Origin of the sequence: Agromyces sp. Marseille-Q5079 (assembly GCF_051016555.1) — a bacterium.
Classification (GTDB): domain Bacteria; phylum Actinomycetota; class Actinomycetes; order Actinomycetales; family Microbacteriaceae; genus Agromyces.
Genome location: NZ_JBPEJF010000006.1, coordinates 158,180 through 182,131 on the forward strand (window position 1 = coordinate 158,180; position 23,952 = coordinate 182,131).

General features: G+C 70.0%; 19 protein-coding genes, 1 tRNA gene and 1 other RNA gene. 10 read left to right on the forward strand and 11 right to left on the reverse strand.

The window, feature by feature from the left end; all coding sequences use genetic code 11:
* Window positions 1-11 precede the first annotated feature (11 nt).
* Window positions 12-2,738 (reverse strand): pyruvate dehydrogenase (acetyl-transferring), homodimeric type, encoded by a 2,727-nt coding sequence (aceE, locus tag ACR3IO_RS14765; RefSeq protein WP_434071969.1) that lies wholly within the window; start codon window positions 2,736-2,738, stop codon window positions 12-14.
* Window positions 2,739-2,918: 180 nt separating this feature from the next.
* On the opposite strand from aceE, the gene ACR3IO_RS14770 reads away from it, so the two are divergent.
* The 5 genes from ACR3IO_RS14770 to rnpB all read left to right on the forward strand — a co-directional run bounded on the left by ACR3IO_RS14770 (window position 2,919) and on the right by rnpB (window position 5,642).
* Window positions 2,919-3,389 carry a peroxiredoxin gene (locus ACR3IO_RS14770; RefSeq protein WP_434071970.1) on the forward strand — a complete coding sequence of 157 codons (471 nt, stop codon included), beginning with the start codon at window positions 2,919-2,921 and terminating at the stop codon, window positions 3,387-3,389.
* Between the two features lie 76 nt (window positions 3,390-3,465).
* Window positions 3,466-3,541, forward strand: a tRNA-Val gene (locus ACR3IO_RS14775).
* A 34-nt stretch (window positions 3,542-3,575) separates the two neighbouring features.
* Complete coding sequence (locus ACR3IO_RS14780; RefSeq protein WP_434071971.1) at window positions 3,576-4,406, forward strand: Nif3-like dinuclear metal center hexameric protein; 831 nt, start codon at window positions 3,576-3,578, stop codon at window positions 4,404-4,406.
* 37 nt (window positions 4,407-4,443) lie between these two features.
* Window positions 4,444-5,181 (forward strand): zinc ribbon domain-containing protein, encoded by a 738-nt coding sequence (locus tag ACR3IO_RS14785; RefSeq protein WP_434071972.1) that lies wholly within the window; start codon window positions 4,444-4,446, stop codon window positions 5,179-5,181.
* Between the two features lie 85 nt (window positions 5,182-5,266).
* An RNA gene (rnpB, locus tag ACR3IO_RS14790) (RNase P RNA component class A) lies at window positions 5,267-5,642 on the forward strand.
* Between the two features lie 32 nt (window positions 5,643-5,674).
* Here rnpB and ppgK read toward each other — a convergent pair.
* Window positions 5,675-6,430: a polyphosphate--glucose phosphotransferase gene (gene ppgK / locus ACR3IO_RS14795; protein ID WP_434071973.1), complete on the reverse strand. Its 756-nt coding sequence runs from the start codon at window positions 6,428-6,430 to the stop codon at window positions 5,675-5,677.
* 35 nt (window positions 6,431-6,465) lie between these two features.
* Complete coding sequence (gene map / locus ACR3IO_RS14800) at window positions 6,466-7,329, reverse strand: type I methionyl aminopeptidase (RefSeq protein WP_434071974.1); 864 nt, start codon at window positions 7,327-7,329, stop codon at window positions 6,466-6,468.
* An 11-nt stretch (window positions 7,330-7,340) separates the two neighbouring features.
* Here map and ACR3IO_RS14805 point away from each other — a divergent pair, with 11 nt between their 5' ends.
* The gene (locus tag ACR3IO_RS14805; protein WP_434071975.1) at window positions 7,341-7,526 is read left to right on the forward strand and encodes an SPOR domain-containing protein; all 186 of its coding nucleotides are present in this window, start codon (window positions 7,341-7,343) and stop codon (window positions 7,524-7,526) included.
* Between the two features lie 16 nt (window positions 7,527-7,542).
* On the opposite strand, the gene panB is transcribed toward ACR3IO_RS14805, so the two are convergent.
* On the reverse strand, window positions 7,543-8,457 hold the full coding sequence (gene panB / locus ACR3IO_RS14810; RefSeq protein WP_434071976.1) for a 3-methyl-2-oxobutanoate hydroxymethyltransferase: 915 nt from the start codon (window positions 8,455-8,457) through the stop codon (window positions 7,543-7,545).
* An 86-nt stretch (window positions 8,458-8,543) separates the two neighbouring features.
* On the opposite strand from panB, the gene ACR3IO_RS14815 reads away from it, so the two are divergent.
* Window positions 8,544-9,881, forward strand: a complete 1,338-nt coding sequence (locus ACR3IO_RS14815; protein ID WP_434071977.1) for a glutamine synthetase family protein — start codon at window positions 8,544-8,546, stop codon at window positions 9,879-9,881.
* Between the two features lie 10 nt (window positions 9,882-9,891).
* Complete coding sequence (locus tag ACR3IO_RS14820) at window positions 9,892-12,909, forward strand: bifunctional [glutamine synthetase] adenylyltransferase/[glutamine synthetase]-adenylyl-L-tyrosine phosphorylase (RefSeq protein WP_434071978.1); 3,018 nt, start codon at window positions 9,892-9,894, stop codon at window positions 12,907-12,909.
* A gap of 213 nt (window positions 12,910-13,122) precedes the next feature.
* Here ACR3IO_RS14820 and glnA read toward each other — a convergent pair whose 3' ends face one another.
* Window positions 13,123-14,547, reverse strand: coding sequence for a type I glutamate--ammonia ligase (glnA, locus tag ACR3IO_RS14825; protein ID WP_434071979.1), 1,425 nt, complete (start codon window positions 14,545-14,547; stop codon window positions 13,123-13,125).
* Window positions 14,548-14,694: 147 nt separating this feature from the next.
* On the opposite strand from glnA, the gene ACR3IO_RS14830 reads away from it, so the two are divergent.
* Window positions 14,695-15,129, forward strand: coding sequence for an RDD family protein (locus ACR3IO_RS14830; protein WP_434071980.1), 435 nt, complete (start codon window positions 14,695-14,697; stop codon window positions 15,127-15,129).
* A gap of 125 nt (window positions 15,130-15,254) precedes the next feature.
* Here ACR3IO_RS14830 and ACR3IO_RS14835 read toward each other — a convergent pair whose 3' ends face one another.
* The 3 genes from ACR3IO_RS14835 to lipB form a co-directional block, all read right to left on the reverse strand.
* A complete protein-coding gene (locus ACR3IO_RS14835; protein ID WP_434071981.1) occupies window positions 15,255-15,968 on the reverse strand; it encodes a DUF4191 domain-containing protein in 714 nt (237 codons plus the stop codon).
* 73 nt (window positions 15,969-16,041) lie between these two features.
* Entirely contained in the window at window positions 16,042-17,031 is a 990-nt protein-coding gene (lipA, locus tag ACR3IO_RS14840; protein ID WP_434071982.1) for a lipoyl synthase, read from the reverse strand.
* Window positions 17,028-17,669, reverse strand: coding sequence for a lipoyl(octanoyl) transferase LipB (gene lipB, locus ACR3IO_RS14845; protein ID WP_434071983.1), 642 nt, complete (start codon window positions 17,667-17,669; stop codon window positions 17,028-17,030). The genes lipA and lipB overlap by 4 nt, the downstream gene beginning before the upstream one ends.
* A gap of 155 nt (window positions 17,670-17,824) precedes the next feature.
* Here lipB and ACR3IO_RS14850 point away from each other — a divergent pair, with 155 nt between their 5' ends.
* Window positions 17,825-19,438 (forward strand): hypothetical protein, encoded by a 1,614-nt coding sequence (locus ACR3IO_RS14850; protein WP_434071984.1) that lies wholly within the window; start codon window positions 17,825-17,827, stop codon window positions 19,436-19,438.
* Here ACR3IO_RS14850 and sucB read toward each other — a convergent pair.
* The 3 genes from sucB to ACR3IO_RS14865 form a co-directional block, all read right to left on the reverse strand.
* Window positions 19,435-20,874 carry a 2-oxoglutarate dehydrogenase, E2 component, dihydrolipoamide succinyltransferase gene (gene sucB / locus ACR3IO_RS14855; RefSeq protein ID WP_434071985.1) on the reverse strand — a complete coding sequence of 480 codons (1,440 nt, stop codon included), beginning with the start codon at window positions 20,872-20,874 and terminating at the stop codon, window positions 19,435-19,437. The genes ACR3IO_RS14850 and sucB overlap by 4 nt on opposite strands.
* Before the next feature lie 66 nt (window positions 20,875-20,940).
* Window positions 20,941-22,314: a dihydrolipoyl dehydrogenase gene (lpdA, locus tag ACR3IO_RS14860; protein ID WP_434071986.1), complete on the reverse strand. Its 1,374-nt coding sequence runs from the start codon at window positions 22,312-22,314 to the stop codon at window positions 20,941-20,943.
* Window positions 22,315-22,412: 98 nt separating this feature from the next.
* A complete protein-coding gene (locus ACR3IO_RS14865; protein WP_434071987.1) occupies window positions 22,413-23,891 on the reverse strand; it encodes a leucyl aminopeptidase in 1,479 nt (492 codons plus the stop codon).
* Between the last annotated feature and the right edge of the window lie 61 nt (window positions 23,892-23,952).

Genomic DNA, 23,952 nt, shown 5'->3' on the forward strand with positions numbered 1-23,952 from the left:
GCCACCTCCGGCTAGCTCTCGCCGCCGGCCGAACCGGTCGTGCCGGCGCTGACGTCGTGCAGCCGGTACTTCTCGATCGCCTGGGCGGGAATCGATCGGTCGAGCTCGCCGCGGGCGACGAGCTGCTCGAGCGCACGGACCACGATCGACGGGCCGTCGATCTTGAAGAACCGACGAGCCGCGGCACGCGTGTCCGAGAAGCCGAAGTCGTCGGCGCCGAGCGTCGCGAAGTCGCCGGGCACGTAGGCGCGGATCTGGTCGGGCACGGCGTGCATGTAGTCGGACACGCCGACGAACGGGCCGTCGGCTCCCGCGAGCTTCGACGTGAGGTACGGCACGCGCGCCTCGGCGTCGGGGTTCAGGAAGTTGTGCTCGTCGGCGGCGATGCCGTCGCGTCGCAGCTCGGCCCAGCTCGTGACCGACCAGACATCGGCCGACACGCCCCAGTCGTCGGCGAGGAGCTTCTGCGCCTCGAGGGCCCACGGCACCGCGACGCCGGACGCGAGGATCTGGGCGGCGGGGCCGTTGCCGTTGCCGGCTGCGACCTTGTGGATGCCGCGCAGGATGCCGTCGACGTCCACGCCCTCGGGCTCGGCGGGCTGCACGATCGGCTCGTTGTAGACCGTCAGGTAGTACATGACGTTCGGGTCGGCGTGCGAGCCGCCGTACATGCGCTCGAGGCCGGCGCGCATGATGTGGCCGATCTCGTATCCGTAGGCGGGGTCGTAGCTGACGACGGCCGGGTTGGTCGACGCCAGGAGCGGCGAGTGGCCGTCGGCGTGCTGCAGGCCCTCGCCCGTGAGCGTGGTGCGGCCGGCGGTCGCACCGATGATGAAGCCGCGGGCCATCTGGTCGCCTGCCGCCCACATCGCGTCGCCGGTGCGCTGGAACCCGAACATCGAGTAGAAGACGTAGACCGGGATCAGCGGCTCACCCTGCGTCGCGTACGACGTGCCGATGTTCGTGAAGGCCGCGAACGCGCCCGCCTCGTTGATGCCGACGTGCACGATCTGGCCCTGCGGGCTCTCCTTGTAGGCGAGCAGCAGTTCACGGTCGACCGAGGTGTAGTGCTGGCCGTTCGGGTTGTAGATCTTCGCGGTCGGGAAGAACGCGTCGATGCCGAACGTGCGGGCCTCGTCGGGGATGATCGGCACGATGCGGTGGCCGAAGTCCTTCGAGCGGATGAGGTCCTTCAGCAGTCGGACGAACGCCATCGTCGTGGCGATCTCCTGCGTGCCGGAGCCCTTCTTCGCGATCGCGTAGGCCGAGTCGTCGGGCAGCGAGATCTCGACGTGCTTGGCACGTCGTTCCGGCACGTATCCGCCGAGTGCGCGACGACGCTCCTGGAGGTACTGGATCGCCTCGTCGCCCTGACCGGGGTGGTAGTACGGCGGCAGGTAGGGGTTCTCCTCGAGCTGCGCGTCGGAGATCGGGATGCGCATCTCGTCGCGGAAGGTCTTGAGGTTGTCGAGCGTCATCTTCTTCATCTGGTGCGTCGCATTGCGCCCCTCGAAGGACTTGCCGAGACCGTAGCCCTTGATGGTCTTCGCGAGGATGACCGTGGGCTGGCCCTTGTGCTCGGTGGCCGCCTTGAACGCCGCGTAGATCTTGCGGTAGTCGTGTCCGCCGCGCTTGAGGCCCCAGACCTCGTCGTCGCTGAGGTGGGACACGAGCTCGAGGGCGCGCGGGTCGCGGCCGAAGAAGTTCTCGCGCACGTAGGCGCCCGACTCCGTCTTGTACGTCTGGTAGTCGCCGTCGGGCGTGACGTTCATGAGGTTGCGGAGGGCGCCGTCGTGGTCGCGGGCGAGCAGGTCGTCCCACTCGCGGCCCCAGACGACCTTGATGACGTTCCAGCCCGCACCGCGGAAGTAGCTCTCGAGCTCCTGGATGATCTTGCCGTTGCCGCGCACCGGTCCGTCGAGGCGCTGCAGGTTGCAGTTGATCACGAAGTTGAGGTTGTCGAGCCCCTCGTTCGCGGCGACCTGGAGCTGGCCGCGGCTCTCGACCTCGTCCATCTCGCCGTCGCCGAGGAACGCCCAGACCTGCTGGTCGGAGGCGTCCTTGATGCCGCGGTTGGTGAGGTAGCGGTTGAGCTGCGCCTGGTAGATGGCGTTGATCGGGCCGAGGCCCATCGACACGGTCGGGAACTGCCAGAACTCCGGCATGAGGCGCGGGTGCGGGTAGGACGAGAGTCCGTGGGGGGCTCGCGACTTCTCCTGGCGGAAGCCGTCGAGGTCGGCGTCGCTGAGACGCCCCTCGAGGAACGCGCGGGCGTACATGCCGGGGGAGGCGTGGCCCTGGAAGAAGACCTGGTCGCCGCCGCCGGGGTGGTCCTGGCCCCGGAAGAAGTGGTTGAGTCCGACCTCGTAGAGCGACGCGGCGCCCGCGTAGGTGGAGATGTGCCCGCCGACGGCGATGTCGGGCCGCTGGGCCCGGTGCACGAGGATCGCGGCGTTCCAGCGGAGCCATGCGCGGTAGCGGCGCTCGATGTCCTCGTCGCCGGGGAACTCGGGCTCGTTCTCGGGCGCGATCGTGTTCAGGTAGTCCGTCGTCGGAACCATCGGCACGCCGAGGTGGAGTTCCTTGGAACGCTTGAGCAGGCTCAGCATGATCTCGCGGCCACGCTGATGACCCTTCTGCGCGACGAGGGCGTCAAGGGACTCCGCCCACTCGGATGTCTCATCCGGGTCGGAGTCCAATGCCTCGACGGAGTAGGGGTCCTGGTCGTTGACAGTCACACTCGACCTCTCTCTTCTGCGGCTCGTGACCGCTGGGGTGTGGGGGTGCTCACGTCGAGGCGGACCGCCTCGCGGTCGCATGGCACCACGCCATCCTAGTGATTCTACGACCGTATCGCGGGGGCTAGGCTGGGCGCCGCACACCCGCGCCGAGCGCGCGCCGACCCGACAGGCGGGACGATGACGATTCTTCCTCACGGCACCCGCGCTCCGTCGTTCGAGCTGCAGGACCACCTCGGCCGCAGCGTCTCGCTCGACGGCTTCCGCGGCTCCACGCCCGTGGTCCTCGTCTTCTTCCCGCTCGCCTTCTCCCGCACCTGCCAGGGCGAGCTCTGCGCCCTCCGCGACGACCTCGCCCTCTTCGAGGACGCGGGCGTGCAGTTGCTCGGCATCTCCGTCGACTCCAAGTTCGCGCTCCGCGCCTGGGCGGAGGAGCAGGCGTACTCCTTCCCGCTCCTCGCCGACTTCTGGCCGCACGGGGAGGTCGCGCGGGCCTACGGCGCGTTCCTCGAGGATCGCGGGCACGCGGCACGCGCCACGTTCGTCATCGACGCGGGCGGCGTCATCCGGGCGAGCTTCGCGACCGCGCCGGGGGAGCCGCGGAGCATCGAGCAGTACCGCGAGGCGCTCGAGGCGCTCCCGTCCGCCTGAGGTCGTCGAGACGGGTGCCGCCGCGCCGCGGCATCCGACGCTCGCGGTAGCATTGCGGATGCGTCGCTCGCGCGACGGGCCTTTAGCTCAGTTGGTAGAGCGCCACGTTTACACCGTGGATGTCGTCGGTTCGAGCCCGGCAGGGCCCACCATGTCGTTCCCCGGGCGCGGCGGTAGGCTGGGCGCGTGCCCGCAGACCTCGCCGATGTCCTCTCCACGATCGAGCGGCTCTGGCCGGTCTCGGGCGCCGAGGCGTGGGACGCCGTCGGGCTCGTCACGGGCGATCCCGATGCCGCGGTGCGGCGCGTGCTCTTCACGGTCGACGCCGTCGGCGAGACCGTCGACGAGGCGCTCGAGTGGGGAGCCGACCTCGTGGTCGCCCACCATCCGCTGCTGCTCCGCGGCGTCACCACGGTCGCCGAGGACCGCTACAAGGGCTCGCTCATCGCGCGCCTCATCCGTGGCGACTGCGCCCTCGTCGCCGCCCACACGAACGCCGACGTCGTCGAGCGGGGCACCTCGGCGGTGCTCGCCGAGCGCCTCGGACTCGTCGACGCCCGGCCGATCGTGCCGAGCGCCGGTCCGGGTGCCGACCGCGGTCACGGCCTCGGGCGCGTCGGGCGCCTCGCGGAGCCGACCACGCTCGGCCGGCTCGCCAGGCACCTCGCCGAGATCCTGCCGGCCACGGCGACGGGAGTGCGCGTCGCCGGCGGCTTCGACGACGTCGTCGAGACCGTCGCGCTGTGCGGGGGAGCCGGTGACTCGCTGCTCGGCGACCCTGCCGTGCGTGCGGCCGACGTCTACATCACGGCCGACCTGCGCCACCACCCCGCCTCCGAGTCCCGCGAGCAGTCCCGGCTCGGCGGCGGCCCCGCGCTCATCGACGTCTCGCACTGGGCGAGCGAGTGGCTCTGGCTCGAGGCCGGCGCAGCCCAGCTCGCCGCAGCGCACCCCGATCTCGAGTTCCGCGTCAGCGACGTGCGCACCGATCCCTGGGACTTCCAGGTCGTGCAATGATGACCATTCCCACCGCGAATCCCACAAGGAGCACCACGTGAAGGCCAGCCCAGCCGATCAGCAGCAACTTCTGCGCCTCCAGGCCGTCGACACCCGCCTGCAGCAGATCGCGCACCGGCTCGGCACCCTGCCGCAGACGGCTCCGATCGCGGAGCTCGCGGCGCGCGACACGGCCGTGCGCTCGCGTCGTGCCGAGGCCCTCGGCACGTTCGAAGACGCCCGCACGGAGCTCAAGCGCATCGAGTCCGACGTCGAAGTGGTCGAGGCCCGCATCGCCCGCGACGGCGACCGCCTGCAGCACACGTCGTCCACGAAGGACGTCGCCGCCCTCGAGTCCGAGATCGTGTCGCTGAAGAAGCGGCTCTCCGACCTCGAGGACCAGGAGCTGATCGTCATGGAGCGCGTCGAGGAGGCCGAGCGCGCCGTCGCGGCCATCGACGCCGAGCGTGCCGTCATCGCCGAGGAGACCGCGACGCTCGCGGCCGCCCGCGACGAGGCATCCGCAGGGTTCGTGGTCGAGCGGGACGGCGCCGAGCGCGACCGCGCCGTCGTCGCGGGCGAGGTGCCCGCCGAACTCCTCGCGTACTTCGAGCAGCGCCGAGCCCGCGGCGCGGGCATCGGCGCCGCGCTCCTGCGCCAGCGTACGTGCGGCGGGTGCACGATCACCCTCACGGGATCCGACCTCGACGTCGTGCGCCGCGCCGCGCCCGATGAGGTGCTCCTCTGCCCCGAGTGCGACCGCATCCTGGTGCGCACGGAGGAATCCGGCATCTGAGGCCGTCGACCTCGCGATCGGGCTCGCTCCGCGGTGTCGTCGCGCCGGAGCCGCTCGGGTTCGCACTGTAGGCTGCAGGGGTGAGCGGGTCGGCAAGACGACCGCGTCATCCGAGCGATCGGATGCCGAGGAACGTCCGGGCTCCGCAGGGCAGGACGGTGGGTAACACCCACCCGGGGCAACCCGCGAGACAGTGCCACAGAAAGCAGACCGCCCCGAGCGCGAGTTCGGGGTAAGGGTGAAACGGTGGGGTAAGAGCCCACCAGCGGCCGCGGTGACGCGGTCGGCTCGGTAAACCTCGTCCGGAGCAAGGTCAGACAGGGAACGATGGGGCTGCCCGTCCCGTTCCCGGGTAGGCCGCTGGAGGGGCACGGCAACGTGTCTCCGAGAGAGATGGTCGTCCAGCCGGTGTCGCGCAAGCGCCCGGTGAACAGAACCCGGCGTATCAGCCGGCCCGCTCACACCTCGGGCGCGCGACTCCCGTCGCCGCGGGTCAGCCCAGTGCGAGCGCCGCGGCGCCGATGATGCCCGCGTTGTTGCGGTGCACGGCCGGCACGATCGGCGTCTTCAGGTCGAGGCGCGGCAGGAACTGCTCCTGGTGCTTCGAGACGCCGCCGCCGACCACGAAGAGGTCGGGCGAGAAGATGAACTCGACGTGCGAGTAGTACCGCTGCAGGCGCTCCGACCACTGCTCCCAGCTGAGGTCCTCGCGTTCCATCGCTGAGTACGCGGCGCGATGCTCCGCGTCGTCGTCGTCGAGCTCGAGGTGGCCGAGCTCCGTGTTCGGGATGAGCACGCCGTCGTAGAGGAACGCGGATCCGATGCCCGTGCCGAGGGTCGTGAGGATCACGAGCCCGTCGACGCCGGCCGCGGCGCCGAAGCGCATCTCGGCGACGCCGGCGGCATCCGCGTCGTTGATGAAGTGGATGTCGCGACCGAGCGCCTGCTCGAAGAGCTCCTCGGCGGCGAGCCCGATCCACTTCTTCGAGACGTTCGCGGCGGAGAGCGTGCGCCCGTGCTTCACGATCGCGGGGAAGCAGACGCCGAGCTCGAGCCCATCGATGTCGCCGTCGGCGCCGATCGTCTCGAGGAGATCGGCCGTCGCGGCCACGATGTCGTCGGGCTTGCCGCCCTCGGGAGTCAGGACCTTGCGGCGGCCGGTGACCAGTGCGCCGGTCTCGAGATCGACGATCGCCCCCTTGATGCCCGTTCCGCCGATGTCGATCCCGATCGCGTGCTTGGTCGCCATGCCGCCACACTATCGCGGCCCCCTCGGAGGAGGTGTCAGGGAAGGGTCAGGATCTCCGCGCCGCGCTCGGTGACGACGAGCGTGTGCTCGAACTGCGCCGTGAGCGACCGGTCGCGCGTGACGACGGTCCAGTCATCGGCCCAGACGTCCCATTCGATCGAGCCGAGCGTGAGCATGGGCTCGATCGTGAAGATCATGCCGGGTTCGATGACGGTGTCGAACTGGGGCGCGTCGTAGTGCGGGATCACGAGCCCTGTGTGGAACGCGCGACCCACGCCGTGTCCCGTGTAGTCGCGCACGACGCCGTAGCCGAATCGCTTCGCGTACGCCTCGATCGCCCGGCCGATCACGTTGACCTGCCGGCCCGGCGCGACGGCGCGGATGCCGCGTGCGAGCGCCTCGCGCGTCCGATCGACGAGCAGCGTCGCCTCCTCGCTCGCCTCGCCGACGAGGAACGTGTGGTTCAGGTCGCCGTGGTGGCCGTCGAGGTAGGCGGTCACGTCGATGTTCACGAGGTCGCCGTCCTCGAGCACCGTGTCGTCGGGGATGCCGTGGCAGATGACCTCGTTGACCGACGTGCACGAGGACTTCGGGTAGCCCCGATAGCCGAGGGTCGACGGGTAGGCGCCGTGACCCACGACGAACTCGTGGGCGATGCGGTCGAGCTCGTCGGTCGTGACACCCGGACGGATCGCGGATGCCGCGGCCTCGATCGCCCCCGCTGCGATGCGCCCGGCGGCCCGGACGCGCTCGACCTCCTCGGGCGTGTACCGGTCGCCGGCCGTGTTCGGTGCGGGCATCGCGCGCCCGACGTACTCGGGGCGGGGGATCGAGGCCGGAACCGGTCGCATCGGCGACAGGCGTCCGGGGATCAGGTGGCCAGCGGCATCCTTCGGCATAGGATCAGCCTATGTCGGAGGATATCGAGCACCGGTACTGGTACAACCTCAAGACGGGCGCCGTCGAGCAGGGCTTCCAATCGCAGTCGGTCGATCGGGTCGGGCCGTTCGACACGGCCGAGGAGGCCGCGCGGGCGCTCGAGATCCTGCGCGCCAACAGCGCGAAGTGGTCTGAGGAGGACGCCGCCGAAGACTGAGTCGGTGGCGGTCCGGTCACTCGTAGCTGTGATCGGGCCCCGGGTACGTGCCGTCGGCGACATCGCCGCGCCACTCGGTCGCGGCGCGGCCGAGGATGCCGGCAAGGTCGGCGTACTGCTTGACGAACTTCGGCACCCGGCCGGTGGTGAGGCCGGCCCAGTCGGTCCAGACGAGCAGTTGGCCGTCGGTGTGCGCCCCGGCCCCGACGCTGATGGTCGGGATCTCGAGGAATTCGGTCACCTGTCGTGCGGCATCCGCCGGCACCATCTCGAGGACGACGGCGAACGCCCCGGCTTCCTGGACCGCCCGGGCATCGGCGAGGAGCTGCTCGACGCCCTCGCCACGGCCCTGGATGATGTGTCCGCCGAGGCCGTGCTCGCTCTGCGGGGTGTAGCCGATGTGCGCCATGACCGGGATGCCGGCCTGCACGATGCGGCGGATCTGCTCCGAGCTGCGTTCGCCGCCCTCGAGCTTGACCGAGTGGGCGCCGGTCTCCTTCATGAAGCGGATCGCCGTGTGCAGGGCCTCCTCGGCGCCGACCTCGTACGAGCCGAACGGCATGTCGGCGACCACGAACGCGCGCTTGACGGCGCCGGCGACCGCGCGGGTGATCGGGATGAGCTCGTCGACCGTCACCGGGAGCGTCGTCTCGTAGCCGAACACGTTGTTGCCCGACGAGTCGCCGACCAGCAGGAAGTCGATGCCCGCCTCGTCGAAGATGCGGGCCGTCAGCTGGTCGTAGCTCGTGAGGCCGGTGATCTTGATGCCGTCGCGCTTGGCGTTCTGGAAGTGCCGCGTGCGCACGCGCTTGGGGCCGCCGGTGGCCGGCGCCCCGCCGTACGGCGTGGCCTCCACGACCTGGTCGCCGCCCGGCGAGGATGCGACGGACGTCGAGTCGGCGGCGGATGAGGTCTCGGGCTGCTCTGGCATGCCGCAAGTCTTCCACACGGCTTCGGCGACGCGTCGGCCCGAGCCCCTGGGAACCGCTACCCTGAGAGTTGCGAGAGAGGGTGTGGATGGATAAGCAGCGCGACTTCGTTCTTCGCACGATCGAGGAGCGGGGAGTCAAGTTCGTCAGGCTCTGGTTCACCGACGTCGTCGGCACCCTGAAGTCGGTGGCGATCGCCCCGGCCGAGGTCGAGGGGGCCTTCACCGAGGGCATCGGCTTCGACGGTTCGGCCATCGAGGGGCTCAGCCGCACCTACGAGTCCGACCTCCTGGCGTACCCCGACCCCACCACGTTCCAGACGCTGCCGTGGCGGGGCGACATCGACCCGACCGCGCGCATGTTCTGCGACATCACCACGCCCGACGGCGAGCCGGCCGTCGCCGACCCGCGCAACGTGCTCAAGCGCACGCTCGCCCGCGCGGCCGACCGGGGCTTCACGTTCTACACGCACCCCGAGATCGAGTTCTACCTGCTCAAGTCGGCGAAGCTCGGGCCGGAGGGCCCGCAGCCGGTCGACTCGGCCGGATACTTCGACAACGTGCCCGGCGGTACGGCCCACGACTTCCGCCGACGCTCCGTACGCATGCTCGAAGATCTCGGCATCTCGGTCGAGTTCAGCCACCACGAGGCGGGCCCCGGCCAGAACGAGATCGACCTCCGCTACGCGGACGCGCTCACCACGGCCGACAACATCATGACCTTCCGAACGGTCATCAAGGAGGTCGCGATCGAGCAGGGCGTCTACGCGACGTTCATGCCGAAGCCGTTCTCGCAGTTCCCGGGCAGCGGCATGCACACGCACCTCTCGCTCTTCGAGGGTGACTCGAACGCCTTCTACGAGGCCGGCTCGCAGTACCAGCTCTCGAAGATCGGGCGACACTTCATCGCCGGCCTGCTGCGTCATGCGAACGAGATCTCCGCCGTGACGAACCAGTTCGTGAACTCCTACAAGCGCCTCTGGGGCGGGGACGAGGCTCCGAGCTTCATCTGCTGGGGCCACAACAACCGTTCGGCCCTCGTGCGGGTCCCGCTCTACAAGCCCAACAAGGGGCAGAGCGCTCGCGTCGAGTACCGTGCGATCGATTCGGCCGCGAATCCCTACCTCGCCTTCTCGCTGCTCCTCGCAGCGGGCATGAAGGGCATCGAGGAGGGCTACGAGCTGCCGGCCGAGGCCGAAGACGACGTCTGGGCGCTCACCGACAGCGAGCGACGTGCGCTCGGGTACAACCCGCTGCCGGCGAGCCTCGACCACGCGATCGAGTACATGGAGGGCTCCGAGCTCGTTGCCGAGACGCTCGGCGAGCAGGTGTTCAACTACGTGCTGGCGAACAAGCGGGCCGAATGGCGCGACTACCGCACGCAGGTGACGCCGTTCGAGTTGCATCGCAACCTCGAGATCCTCTGACCTGCCCCGGATGTCCCGTCAGACGCCGACGCTCGGACGACTCGCACGAGCCGGATTCGACGACCTGTCGGCGGCGGCATCGCGTCTCGGCGCCCTTGCCGACGCGACCTCGCTCGATGAGGAGCACCTCCTCGCGGCGTTCGCGCACGCAGCGGACCCCGACGAAGCGCTGATCGCGACCGAGCGACTCCTCGCTCGCGCCCCGCAGGAGGTCACCGCAGCGCTCGAGCAGTCGGCGTCGGCCGAACGGTTCGCCAGGTTGATCGGCGCCTCCCGTGGGTTCGCGGACTTCCTGCTGCGGCATCCGTCCGAGCTCGCGCTCTTCCAGGAGGTTCCCGGGCCGCCGTTCACCGCGGGCGAGGCGCGCGAGCTCCTCCTCGACGCCGTCGAGCAGGCATGGACGGCTCCGAAGTCGTCGTTGGAGTCGGCATCCGGGGCGCTGCGCGTGCGCTACCGGAGCCTGCTGGCCCGCATCGCGGTCTACGACCTCACCCGCCTCGACGCCGTCGACGCGGTCGAGTCGGTCGCCGCCGGACTCGCCGACCTCGCGGGCGCCACGCTCGATGCCGCGTTGCGGGTCGCCCGGCTCGCGACCTCGCGAGCCGAGGGCGCCCCCGCCGCGCCCGGGTTGTTCCCCGAGGTCGAGGTCGAGGCCACCAGGCTCGCGATCATCGGCATGGGCAAGGCGGGCGCCAGGGAGCTCAACTACGTGAGCGACGTCGATGTCATCTACGTCGCGGAGTCGGCCGACGAGTCGGTCGCGTCCAATGCCCGCGCGCTCGAGATCGCGACGCGTCTCGCGATGATCCTCATGCGCGTCATCTCGGAGCCGGGCGTCGAGCCGCTGCTGTGGGAGGTCGATCCGAACCTCCGACCCGAGGGCAAGGACGGCGCGCTCGTGCGCACGCTCGATTCGCATCTGCAGTACTACGACCGGTGGGCCAAGAGCTGGGAGTTCCAGGCCCTGCTGAAGGCCCGTCCGCTCGCCGGTGATGCGGAACTCGGCGCCCGCTACGCGGCAGGCGTGGGTCCCAAGGTCTGGACGAGCTCGGGTCGCGACGGCTTCGTCGAGTCCGTGCAGCGCATGCGGGAGCGCGTGACCGAGTTCATCCCGGCCGATGAGATCGCGTACCAGGTGAAGCTCGGGCCCGGAGGCCTGCGCGACATCGAGTTCACCGTGCAGCTCCTGCAGCTCGTGCATGGCGCGAGCGACGACGCGATCCACCAGAAGGGCACGCTGCCGGCCCTCGAGGCCCTCGCCGACAACGGCTACGTCGGCCGCGAGGAAGCGGCCGAGTTCTCGCGCGACTACCGGCTGCTCCGCGTGCTCGAGCATCGACTCCAACTCGACCGGCTTCGGCGAACGCACCTCATGCCGCAGGACCCGGCCGGCATGCGGCGGATCGCGCGGGCATCGGGACTCGCACCCGACGCCGAGCGTCTCGCCGAGGTCTGGCAGACCGTCCGCCAGCGCGTGCGCGGACTGCACGAGCGGCTCTTCTACCGGCCGCTCCTCTCGGCCGTGGCTGCGCTCCCCGCATCGGGACTCGAGCTGACGAGCGCCCAGGCCGAGGCCCGCCTCGCCGCGATCGGCTTCCGCGACCCGCGTGGTGCGCTCGCGCACATCGGCGCGCTCACGGCCGGGGTCTCGCGTCGCGCGCAGATCCAGCGCCACCTCATGCCCGTGCTCATCTCGTGGTTCGCCGACGGCACCGACCCCGACTTCGGGCTGCTCTCGTTCCGTCGACTGAGCGACACGCTCGGCACCACGCACTGGTACCTCCGCCTGCTCCGGGACTCGTCTGACGCCGCACTGAACCTGACCAAGGTGCTCTCGGGCTCGCGCTTCGCCGCGGCGCTCCTCGAGCACAGTCCCGAAGCCGTCGCCTGGCTCGAGGACCTCGACGAGCTTCGCCCGCGCAGCCTCGCTGCGCTCGAGGAGGAGGGCCGGGCAGTCCTCGCCCGTCACACCGAGCCCACCGCCGCGGCGAAGATCTTCCGTGCGATTCGTCGTCGAGAGGTCCTGCGCCTCGCGCTGGCAGCGATCCTCGACGTCGTCACCGTCGAAGACCTCGGTCGCGCGCTCAGCGACGTCACCGAGAACCACATCGCGGCGCTGCTCGCGGCGATCCGCGGCGCCGACCCCGACGGCATCGAGTTCGCGGTGATCGGCATGGGCCGGTTCGGCGGGCGCGAGCTCGGCATCAGCAGCGACGCCGATATCATCTACGTCTACCGGCCGACGGATGCGGCTCCCGATGCCGCGCATTCGCACGCGCTCCGCATCGTCGCCGATCTCGTGCGGCTCAGCGAGGACGCACGCCTCCCGTTCGAGCTCGACGCCGATCTCCGCCCCGAGGGGCGCAACGGCGTCATCGCCCGCTCGCTCGACGCCTACCGCGCGTACTACGCGCGCTGGTCGCTGACCTGGGAGGCCCAGGCACTCCTGCGGGCGCGGGGGGTCGCGGGCGATCACGCGCTGATCGACGACTTCACCGAACTCGCCGACACGGTCCGGTATCCCGCGACGATCTCCGACCGCGACATCCGCGAGGTCAAGCGCATCAAGGCACGCGTCGAGAACGAGCGCCTCCCGCAGGGCGCGGATCCCACGCGGCACCTGAAGCTCGGACGCGGCTCGCTGAGCGACGTCGAGTGGTACGTGCAGCTCGCGCAGCTCGAGAACGCAGCGGAGGTCCCGGCGCTCCGCACGACGTCGACCCTCGACGCCCTCGCCGCGTGCGTCGAGCACGACCTCATCTCGGATGCCGATGCGGAGACGCTGCGCACCGCGTGGGTGCTCGCCTCCCGTGCGCGGTCCGCACTCACGCTCTGGCTCCAGCGCACCACCGACGTGCTTCCCGTCGAGCGCACGCAGCTCGAGGGCGTGGCTCGCATCATGGGCTATCCGCCGGGCTCGGCGACGCAACTCGAGCACGACTACCTCGCCGTCACCAGGCGAGCGCGCGCCGTGTTCGAGCGCGGCTTCTACGGCGAAGAGGAGCGGCGCGAGCCGACGACTCACTGAGTGCACGTGCGAGCTCGCCTCGAGCCTGCCGCTCGATGATGCCGCTCGGCGCACCGGTGCTCGGCGCGTCATCGCTCGGCGCGCGCGTCCGATCCGACCCCGCGACGCGAACCCGTCGTGCCCGACCCGAGCCGCAGTGCCGGAAACGGCGGATGGGCCTGCACCGCCGAAGCGATGCAGGCCCATCCGGGTGCTGCAGGGGGAGTGTCCGAATCAGACGCCGTAGTACAGCTCGAATTCGAACGGGTGCGGACGCTGGGCCAGGGGCTTCAGCTCGCGCTCGCGCTTGTAGTCGATCCAGGTCTCGATGAGCTCCTTGGTGAACACGCCGCCCTCGAGGAGGAAGTCGTGGTCGGCCTCGAGCGCATCGAGCGCCTCGCCGAGCGAGCCGGGGACCTGCGGGATGAGCTTGGCCTCCTCGGGGGGAAGCTCGTAGAGGTCCTTGTCGACGGGCTCGTGGGGCTCGATGCGGTTCTTGATGCCGTCGAGGCCTGCCATGAGCTGCGCGGCGAACGCGAGGTACGGGTTGCCGGAGGCATCCGGCGCGCGGAACTCGATGCGCTTGGCCTTCGGGTTGGTGCCCGTGATCGGGATGCGGATGGACGCCGAGCGGTTGCCCGCCGAGTACACGAGGTTGACGGGGGCCTCGAAGCCGGGAACGAGGCGGTGGTACGAGTTCACCGTCGGGTTCGTGAAGGCCAGCACCGCCGGCGCGTGCTTGAGGAGGCCGCCGATGTACCAGCGAGCCAGGTCGGAGAGTCCGCCGTAGCCGGCCTCGTCGTAGAACAGCGGCTTGCCGTCGTTCCACAGCGACTGGTGCGTGTGCATGCCCGAGCCGTTGTCGCCGAACAGCGGCTTCGGCATGAACGTGGCGGTCTTGCCCCACTGCTCCGCCGTGTTCTTGACGATGTACTTGAACTTCAGGATGTCGTCGGCCGCGTGCACCATGGTGTCGAAGCGGTAGTTGATCTCGGCCTGGCCGCCCGTGCCGACCTCGTGGTGCGCGCGCTCGAGGATCAGGCCTGCATCGATGAGCTTCAGCGAGATGTCGTCGCGCAGGTCGGCCTGCTTGTCGACGGGGGACACCGGGAAGTAGCCGCCCTTGTACGGCGTCTTGTTGCCGAGGTTGCCGCCCTCTTCGGTGCGGCCGGAGTTCCAGGCGCCCTCTTCGGAGTCGACCGAGTAGAAGCTGGAGTGCTGGTTGACCTCGTAGCGCACGTCGTCGAAGATGTAGAACTCGGCCTCGGGAGCGAAGAACGCGGTGTCGGCGATGCCGGTCGACGCGAGGTACTTCTCAGCCTTCTTGGCGACCTGACGCGGGTCCTTGGAGTAGATCTCGCCGTTGCGCGGGTTGTAGATGTCGAAGACCATGATGAGCGTGCGCTCGACACGGAATTGGTCGATGTACGCCGTCGTCACGTCGGGGATGAGCTGCATGTCGGACTCGTGGATGTTCGCGAATCCACGGATCGAGGAGCCGTCGAACAGCTGCCCCACCGTGAAGAACTCCTCGTCGACGGTCGACGCCGGGATGTTGAAGTGCTGCTGCACGCCCGGGAGGTCGGTGAAGCGGATGTCGAGGAACTTGACATCCGTCTCCTTGATGAACTTGAGCACTTCAGAGGAATCACTGAACATGGGTTGGAATCTCCAAGGGGGCGAATTGAACCGGCGAGGCCGGACGGACGTGCACAGCCAATAGCGACCGTACAGAGGGAGGGTTTCTCTACCGTGACGCAGTTGTTTCCGGCATGTTACGCAGGTGGCCGCCGATAGAATCCATGGGTGCCTGACTCTACACCGACCACCTTCGGCCAGCTCGAACCCAGCCGCTGGCCGGGGCAACGACTCGGCCTCCCAGACGAGGGTCGGGGTTCGGTCGCGCGCGTCGGGCGGCGCATCCTCGCGATCCTCATCGACTGGGCGTCGGCGCTGCTCATCGCGCTCCTGTTCGCCCCGTACAGCTCGGCACTGCACTCGTGGCTGACGCTGGCGCTGTTCGCGCTGCTGCAGATCGTCTTCATCCCGACCATCGGCGGCAGCATCGGACATCGTCTCATGGGTCTGCGCATCGTGCCGATCGCCGGCGGCTGGGTGGGCCCGTGGCGCCCGGTCGTGCGAACCCTGCTCCTCGTGATCGTCGTCCCGGCGCTGGTCTGGGATTCCGACCAGCGCGGGTTCCACGACAAGGTCGCGGGAACGGTGCTCACGCGCGCGTGACCCCGCGCGCGTTCGCCTCACGCACGTCGTTGAGGCGCGCAATCCGAGCTGCCTCGAACCGCGCAGACGAAAGCGGCATCCGACTCGAGTCGGATGCCGCTTTCGGGATGTCGTGGGTGTGGGACTCAGCGCATCTTCCCGCGCTGCGGACGTGCCTTCATCGGGTCGATGCCCTTCGGGATCGGCAGCGAGTTCTGCAGCGAGTTGAGCCGGTTGGAGACCGCGAGGACCTCGGGCTTGGTGAGCGTGCGCTTGATCTTGCGGAGTGCGGCCGGGAGCCGGTGCAGCTCGATCGAGCTGTCGTCGGTTCCGACCGAGAGGAGCGTGACGGGCACGTTCGGCAGGATGCGCGTGACCTTGCGCTTCTCGTCGTCGAGCATGCGCTGCGTGCGCGAGAGCGGACCCTCGCTGATGAGGGCGACGCCGCCCCGACCGACGGCGCGGTAGACGGCGTCCTGCGTCTTGCCGTTCACGGCGACCGGCATCTCGTTGCCGATCCATCCGCCTCGGAGTCCGCTGCGGAGCACCGCGCCGACGGCGCCGGGCTGGCCCTCGATCTGCGAGTACGCGGCGCGCTCGGCGCGTCGGCCGAGGACGATCATCGCCAGGAGGAGACCGGCGAGCACGCCGGCGACGATCCAGAGCGCGATGGTGAAGCCGTTTCCCTCGCTGAGCCAGAGCGCCAGGCCGAGGCCGACGATCACTGGGGCGAGGAAGACCAGCAGCATGAACCACTGTGCGGTCGGGTCGTAGCGGCGGGTCATCTGGAAGACCTGCCACATCTGCTTCAGACGGCCTGGTTCCTTCGGAGCAGACGACGAGTCCTTGGTGCGTGCCATGCAGACAAGGATACCGGCGCGCGGGGCCGCCTCCGACCGTGTTCTCGGCGGGCGAAGGCGACCTGCGGATGCCTCAGCCGACCGCCTGCGCGAAGCCCAGTTCCGTGTCGGCGAGATGGGCGAGCTGCGGGGGGAGACGGCGCCCCTTCGCATGCATCGACTGCGCCCAGAGGCGACCCGCGCGGTAGGACGAGCGGACGAGGGGGCCTGCCAGCACGCCGAGGAACCCGATGGCCTCGGCCTCGGCCTTGAGCTCGACGAACTCCTCGGGTCGGACCCACCGGTCGACCGGCAGATGTCTCGGGCTCGGGCGCAGGTACTGGGTGATCGTGATGATGTCGGTTCCCGCGTCGTGCAGGTCCTGGAGCGCCTGGGAGACCTCCTCGCGTTCCTCGCCCATGCCGAGGATGAGGTTCGACTTGGTGATCAGGCCCGCGTCGCGGCCCTGGGTGATCACGTCGAGCGAGCGCTCGTAGCGGAACGCCGGGCGGATGCGCTTGAAGATGCGCGGCACGGTCTCGACGTTGTGGGCGAAGACCTCCGGCCTGGCGGAGAAGACCTCGCCGAGGTGTGCCGGGTTGCCCGAGAAGTCGGGGACGAGGATCTCGACGCCGGTCCCGGGGGACTGGCGGTGGATCTCCCGGATCGTCTCCGCGTAGAGCCAGGCGCCCTCGTCGGGCAGGTCGTCGCGCGCGACGCCCGTGACCGTCGAGTACCGGAGGTTCATCCGCAGCACCGACTCGGCGACGCGACGCGGCTCGTCGATGTCGTAGTCGGCGGGCTTGCCGGTATCGATCTGGCAGAAGTCGCAGCGCCTGGTGCACTGCGATCCTCCGATGAGGAAGGTCGCCTCGCGATCCTCCCAGCACTCGTAGATGTTCGGGCAACCGGCCTCCTGGCAGACCGTATGCAGGTCCTCGCTCTTCACGAGGCTCTGCAGCTGCCGGAACTCGGGACCCATCTTCGCCTTGGTCTTGATCCACTCGGGCTTGCGCTCGATCGGCGTCTGGGCGTTGCGGACCTCGAGGCGCAGCATCCGGCGCCCCTCGGGTGCGGTGCTCATGCGGCGACCACGACCTCGAACTCGGCGCGCAGGTGCGAGCCGACCGTGGCCAGCACGTCGGCCGGAGTCGTCTCCAGGCCGGTCTCGCGGGAGATCGTGGTGACGCCGGCATCCCGGATGCCGCAGGCGACGATCTTCTCGTACGGTTCGATCGAGTTCGAGCAGTTCAGCGCGAAACCGTGCATGGTCACGCCGTCGGCGACTCGGATGCCGATCGCGGCGATCTTGTTCTCGCGTCCCGGGGGACCGACCCAGACGCCGGAGCGACCGTCGACCCGGCGCCCTTCGACGCCGAGTCCCGCGAGGACGTCGATGAGCACGCCCTCGAGGCGCCGCACGTAGGCGACGACGTCGACGGGTTCCGCCAGGCGGATGATCGGATAGCCGACGAGCTGGCCCGGACCGTGCCAGGTGATCTTGCCGCCCCGATCGACGTCGATGACCGGGGTTCCGTCGGTCGGCCGCTCGTCGGGCGCGGTGCGCTTGCCGGCGGTGTAGACGGAGGTGTGCTCCAGGAGGAGGACGGTGTCAGGGCGTTCGCCGCTGACGACCGTGCGATGGACGGCGCGCTGAAGGTCGAGACCCTCGATGTACGGCACGGAGTTGGCGCTTAGCCCCGCGACGACGAAGTCGAGCATGGCCTCATTCTAGACAGCGGATGCTTCCCGGTCGCACCGGGCGCGGCGTGCGACCGAGTCCCGACCCGTCCTCGACACCTGCCGGTCGCAACGCGCCGTCACCGAACCGGGTCGGCGCACGAACGGACCGGTGCCGGCCGCGTCAGGCTGGGCGCATGAAGCGACGCATGCGACGCAAGGCCGGTCCCGAGCCCGATGCGGCGACGTTCGCCGAAGGCGGCGATTCGAGTGCCGAGAACGGCATCGCGGGCTACCGCGTCCTGCGGCGCATCGCGTCCGGCCGGCGTGCAGAGGTCCTCCTCGCGGTCGCGACGCGACCGGGCCCGGACGGTGGGGATCCGTCCTTGCGTCCGGGAGATGTCGCTGGGGCCGCGATTTCGGCACCCCTCGTCGTGCTCCGGGTCTACCACGACGATGTCGACGACCTCGGCATCGCGACGGAACTCGCCATCATGGAGGCGGCAGATGGAGCGGGAGCTCCGGAGCTCATCGACGTCGCGATCGCGGATGACGGGGCCCGTGTCCTCGTGGTGGAGCGCATCGCCGGCGTCACGGTCGGCCAACTGCTCGCGACACGCGCGCTCGATCCCGGAGAGGCCGTCACGCTGATCGCGCCGGTCGTCGCGGCCGTCTCGTCACTCGCCGACCAGGGCGTCGTGCACCTCGGGCTCTCTCCATCCGATGTCCGTCTCGACGCGACCGGAAGGCCGCGCCTGCTCGGCCTCGGCGGGCTGGTCAAGATGCCGGGGGATGGTGCGCAGCGCACCGCGCTCAGACGTGAGGGTCTCGCGGCGCTGGTCGAGTACGTCGAGTCCGTGGTCGCCGCGGTTCGCCCGGGAGGCGTCTTCGACGGCGTGCGGTCGCTGATGGCGCGGGCGCTCGACGCGCGGCCCTTCGTGCCGTTCGAACTCGACCTCGAGCGCGCGGTGTTCGCTGCGGCGCCGCCCGTGCCGGTGAGCGGTGCGGCGTCGGCAGTGGGTCAGCGGGTGCCGGCGCGGATGCTGCCGGCCCAGGCACTCGACCATTCCGACCTCGATCCGGTCGTGGAGCAGGGATCGCCTGCGCGCGGACGTCGGGGCGGAGCCGCTTCGACGGCGGCGGGGCTGCTCGAGGTCGCCGACCTGCCCACGCCGATCGTCGAGCGCCTGGCGGACTCGCTCGAGGGGGATCGCGTCGGGCGACTGCGGCTGGGCATCCAACGCTGGATCCGCCGTCGCAAGCGACAGGTCATCGTGGCGGTGCTCATCGGGGGTGCGGTCCTCGTCGTCCTCCTGACCGCCGTGCCTCCGACACCGGCCGGCGCCGGGCCGTCCGTCGCGGAACCCGGTGCCGTATCCGGGGCACTCGGTCATGTCGACGACTCCGACCCGTCGCCCACGCCGGTCGGCGAGCCTGCCGCAGACGATCGGTCCGATGCGTCGGATGCGCCCGATGCGTCCGATCTGCTGGCGAGCGTCGCCGAGCCGGCCGAGGCCGCGTCGGAGCTCATCCGTCGCCGAGCCGAGTGCTTCGCGGCCCTCGAGCTCGACTGCCTCCGGCCGCTCGTGCAGCCCGGCTCCCCAGTCGAGGAATCCGATTGGAATCTCATGCTGGCCGCTCGGGACGGCGGCCCCGGCGTTCCGACGCTCGATGCGGACCACGTCGAGCTCGTGGCCGAGATGGGAGCCGCGGTGCTGGTGCGTGCTCCAATCCTCGACCGAACGCAACCGGCCTCGCTCCTCATCGTGAGGAGCGAGGCCGGTTGGCGTCTTCGAGAGGTGTTCGACTAGAGGCCGAGGTCGCCTTCGAAGTCACCGGACTCGAGGCGGTCCTTGACGGCCGTGAGGAAGCGGGCCGCGTCGGCACCGTCGATGATGCGGTGGTCGTACGAGAGGGCGAGGTAGACCATCGAGCGAACCGCGATGGCCTCGGAGCCGTCCGTGGTGACCACGACCGGGCGCTTGACCACGATGCCGGTGCCGAGGATCGCCGACTGCGGGAGGAAGACCACCGGCGTGTCGAAGAGCGCGCCGCGCGAACCGGTGTTCGTCAGCGTGAACGTGCCGCCGGAGAGCTCGTCGGGCTTCAGCTGGTTGTTGCGCGTGCGATCGGCGAGATCGGCGATCTGCGCGGCGAGGCCGGCGATGTCGAGTTCGCCCGCGTTGCGGATGACCGGCGTGAGGAGGCCCCGCTCGGTGTCGACCGCGATGCTGACGTTCTCCTGCGCCGGGTAGACGATGGAGTCGCCGTCGACCGTGGAGTTGATGATCGGATACGCGCGGAGCGCCTCGGCCGTGGCCAGCGCGAAGAAGGGCAGGAAGCTGAGCTTGTTGCCGGTCTTCTCGAGGAACTCGCCCTTGACCTTGTCGCGGAGGCGGGCGACCTTGGTCACGTCGACCTCGACGACCGAGGTGAGCTGCGCGGTCGACTGCATCGAGACGACGGCGCGCTCGGCGACGACCTTGCGCAGCCGGGTCATCGGAACGGTCGTGCCCCGAAGCGGCGACGGCTCGAGCGGAGTACGCGCGGGGGCTGCCTCCGCCTTCGGCGCGGCCTGCGCGGAGATGACGTCCTGCTTGCGGATGCGGCCGCCGACGCCGGTGCCCGTGACGCTGGCGAGGTCGACACCCTGGTCGTTCGCGAGCTTCCGGACGATCGGGGTGACGTAGCCGGGAGCCCCGGCGTGCGAACCCGTGGATGCGGCGGGCGCTGCAGCCGGTGCCGCGGGAGCTGCCGGTGCGGCGGGAGCCTCGGCGGCCGGAGCCTCAGCAACGGGAGCAGCCGGTGCGGCGGGAGCCTCGGCGACGGGAGCTGCGGGAGCAGCGGGTGCTGCGGGAGCCTCGGCGACGGGAGCCGCAGGGGCTGCCGGCGCGGCGGGCGCGGGTGCTTCGGCAGCCGGCGCCGGTGCGGCGGGCGCCTCGGCGACGGGAGCCGCTTCCGCGGGGGCTTCGGCAGCGGGTGCCGGCGCCTCCTCTGCAGGTGCAGCCGATCCGTCGCCGATCGTCACGAGTGCGGTGCCGACCTCGACGGTCTCGTCCTCCTGGACGAGGATCGCCTCGATGACACCGGCCACCGGCGACGGGATCTCGGTGTCGACCTTGTCGGTCGAGACCTCGAGCAGCGGCTCGTCGACCTCGACACGGTCGCCCACGTTCTTCAGCCAGCGGGTGACCGTGCCCTCTGTGACACTCTCACCGAGTGCCGGGAGGCTGACGGATTCGCTCATGCGCTTGTCTCCTTCACAGCGTTGGGACGCTTTCTAGCTTATTGCAGTCGTATGGGGATAGGTGGATCAGAGCGCGTGCAGCGGCTTGCCCGCGAGCTTGAGGAACGCCTCGCCCAGCGCCTCGTTCTGCGTGGGGTGCGCGTGGATGAACGGTGCGATGTCCTCGGGGTAGGCCTCCCAGTTCACGGCGAGCTGCGCTTCGCCGATGAGCTCGCCCACTCGGGCGCCGATCATGTGCACGCCGATCACCGGGCCGTCGTTGACGCGGACGACCTTGATGGAGCCGCTCGTCTCGAGGATGTGGCTCTTGCCGTTGCCGGCGAGGTTGTAGTCGTACGAGGAGACCTGGTCGGCGCCGAACTTCTCGGCCGCCTTCGCCTCGGTGTAGCCGACCGACGCGATCTCGGGGTCGCAGTACGTGACCTTCGGGATGTTCACGTCTTCGACGATGATCGGGTTGAGGCCCGCGATCTCCTCGGCGACGAAGATGCCCTGCTGGAATCCGCGGTGCGCGAGCTGGAGGCCCGGGACGATGTCGCCGACGGCGTACAGGCCGGGAACGCTGGTCGAGAGGCGCTCGTCAGTGATGACGAAGCCGCGATCGACGGTGACGCCGGCCTCTTCGTAGCCGAGTCCCTGGGTGACCGGGCCGCGGCCGACGGCGACGAGCAGGAGCTCTGCCTCGACGGTCTCGCCGTTCTCGAGCGTGATGACCACGCCGTCGTCGTTCTGGGTGACGGACTGGAAGCGCACGCCGATCTTGTAGCCGATGCCACGCTTGCGGAAGGCGCGCTCGAGCTGCTTCGAGATCGACTCCTCCTCGTTGGGCACGAGGTGGGGGAGCGCTTCGATGATGGTGACGTCGGCGCCGAAGGACTTCCAGACGCTCGCGAACTCGACGCCGATGACGCCGCCTCCGAGGATGGCGACCTTGCCGGGGACGAAGTCGAGCTCGAGGGCCTGCTCGCTCGTGATGACGCGGCCGCCGATCTCGAGGCCGGGCAGCGAGCGGGAGTACGACCCGGTCGCGAGGATGACGTTCTTGCCCACGATGCGCTGCTCGCCGACCTGCACGGCGTTCGGGGCGACGAGACGGCCCTCGCCCTCGATGACGGTGATGCCGCGGGCCTTGATGAGGCCCTGCAGGCCCTTGTACTTGCTCGAGATGATGCCCTCGCGGTACGCCGTGACGGCGGGGACGTCGATGCCCTCGAACGTCGTGCGGACGCCGAACTTGGACGACTCGCGCGAGTTGTCCGCGATCTCGGCGGCGTGCAGGAGCGCCTTGGTGGGGATGCAGCCGCGGTGCAGACACGTGCCGCCGAGCTTGTCCTTCTCGACGAGGCCGACGGTGAAGCCGAGCTGGACGGCTCGCAGCGCTGCTGCATAGCCTCCGCTGCCGCCACCGAGGATGACAATGTCAAAGTTCTGCTCGGACAACCGGAATCTCCCTTGCGCAACTGTTCTGCAGCACGAACCGCCTCGGGTGGGTCACCGTGGGCGGAGTGATGGGCGAAGAACTCGCCCCTAAGACCCTACTACTCTGCGGCGAGGTCCTCGCTCAGCCCGATCAGCGTGCGGACGGCCATGGCCGTGCCGCCGGATCCCGTGAATCCCCATGGTGCGGCGCTGTTGAATCCGGGGCCCGCGATGTCCAGGTGCGCCCATGCGATGCGCTCGGTCGAGTCGGTCCGCCGGCCGACGAACTCGCGGAGGAACACCCCCGCGACGAGCATGCCCGGGATGGTGGTGCCGAGCTTGGCGTTTGTGAGGTCGGCCACGTCGGACTTCAGGTAGGTCTTCAGGTCGCCGGGCAGCGGCATCGGCCAGAACGCCTCGTCCGCGGCATCCGCGGCTCGGCGCACGCGCTCGACCAGCGCGTCCTCGCCCATGAGCCCGCCGATGCGGTGGCCGAGGGCGACGACCTGCGCGCCGGTCAGCGTGGCGACGTCGATGATCGCATCGGGCTGCTCCTCACTCGCCGCCGCGAGTCCGTCGCCCAGCACGAGACGTCCCTCGGCGTCGGTGTTGATGACCTCGACGGTCGTGCCGCCGCGCAGGCGCAGCACGTCGTTCGGACGGATCGCGGTGCCCGACGGCATGTTCTCGGCGAGGCAGAGCCAACCGGTGACGCGAATCGGCACCTCGAGCGTGGCGAGCGCGAGCATGGCGGACAGGACGGTCGCCGCGCCCGCCATGTCGGACTTCATGCCCACCATCGAGCCCGCCGGCTTCAGCGAGAGCCCTCCGGTGTCGAAAGTGATGCCCTTGCCCACGAGCGCGAGGTGCGTGCTCGCCGACTCGGGGGCGTACTCGAGGCGGACGAGGCGCGGGCCGCGCACCGAGCCCTGGCCGACGCCGAGGATGCCGCCGAAGCCGTCGGAGGCGAGCGCCTCCTCGTCCCACACCGTCGACGTGATGCCGACGGCATCCGCCGAGTCGACGGCGATCTCCGCGAACCGTGCGGGGGAGAGGTCTCCCGGAGGCGTGTTCACGAGGTCCTTCGTGCGGTGCACTGCGTCCGAGACCGCCCGCACCCGATCGAGGCGGACGACCGACTCGGGGTCCGTGCCGGTGAGGTGCAGCGTGATCTCCGACGCGGCCGGCTTGGGGTCGGTGCGATACCTGGTGAAGGCGTACGCGCCGAGTGCGGCGCCCTCGAGCGCGGCCTCGGCGGCATCCGCGTGGCTCGTCGGCACGGCCACCGCGATGCGGTCCTGCCCCGTCAGCTTCCGCAGCGCGCTGCCGACGGCGAGGCGCATGGACGCGGCATCCGCTCGTTCACCGAGACCCGCGACCGCGACGACGGCCGGGCCCCCGACCTGCGATGGGAGCCGGACGAGCTCGTCGATCGCGCCGCTCGCGCCGAGCGGACGGAGCAGCGGCGCCACCCAGTCATAGCCCTCGACGCCCAGGAGCACCGGGCCGTCGTCGCCCGTCGTCGCGGTGAGGACGAGGACGTCGGCATCGGACGTCGTGGCTGGCTGGTCGCTGAGGCGGAGTGCTGGGGAGCTCATGGTGCGAATGCTACGTGTTCGCTCTGAGCATCGCGCGGGCGGGCGGGAAGCGGGCCGAGGC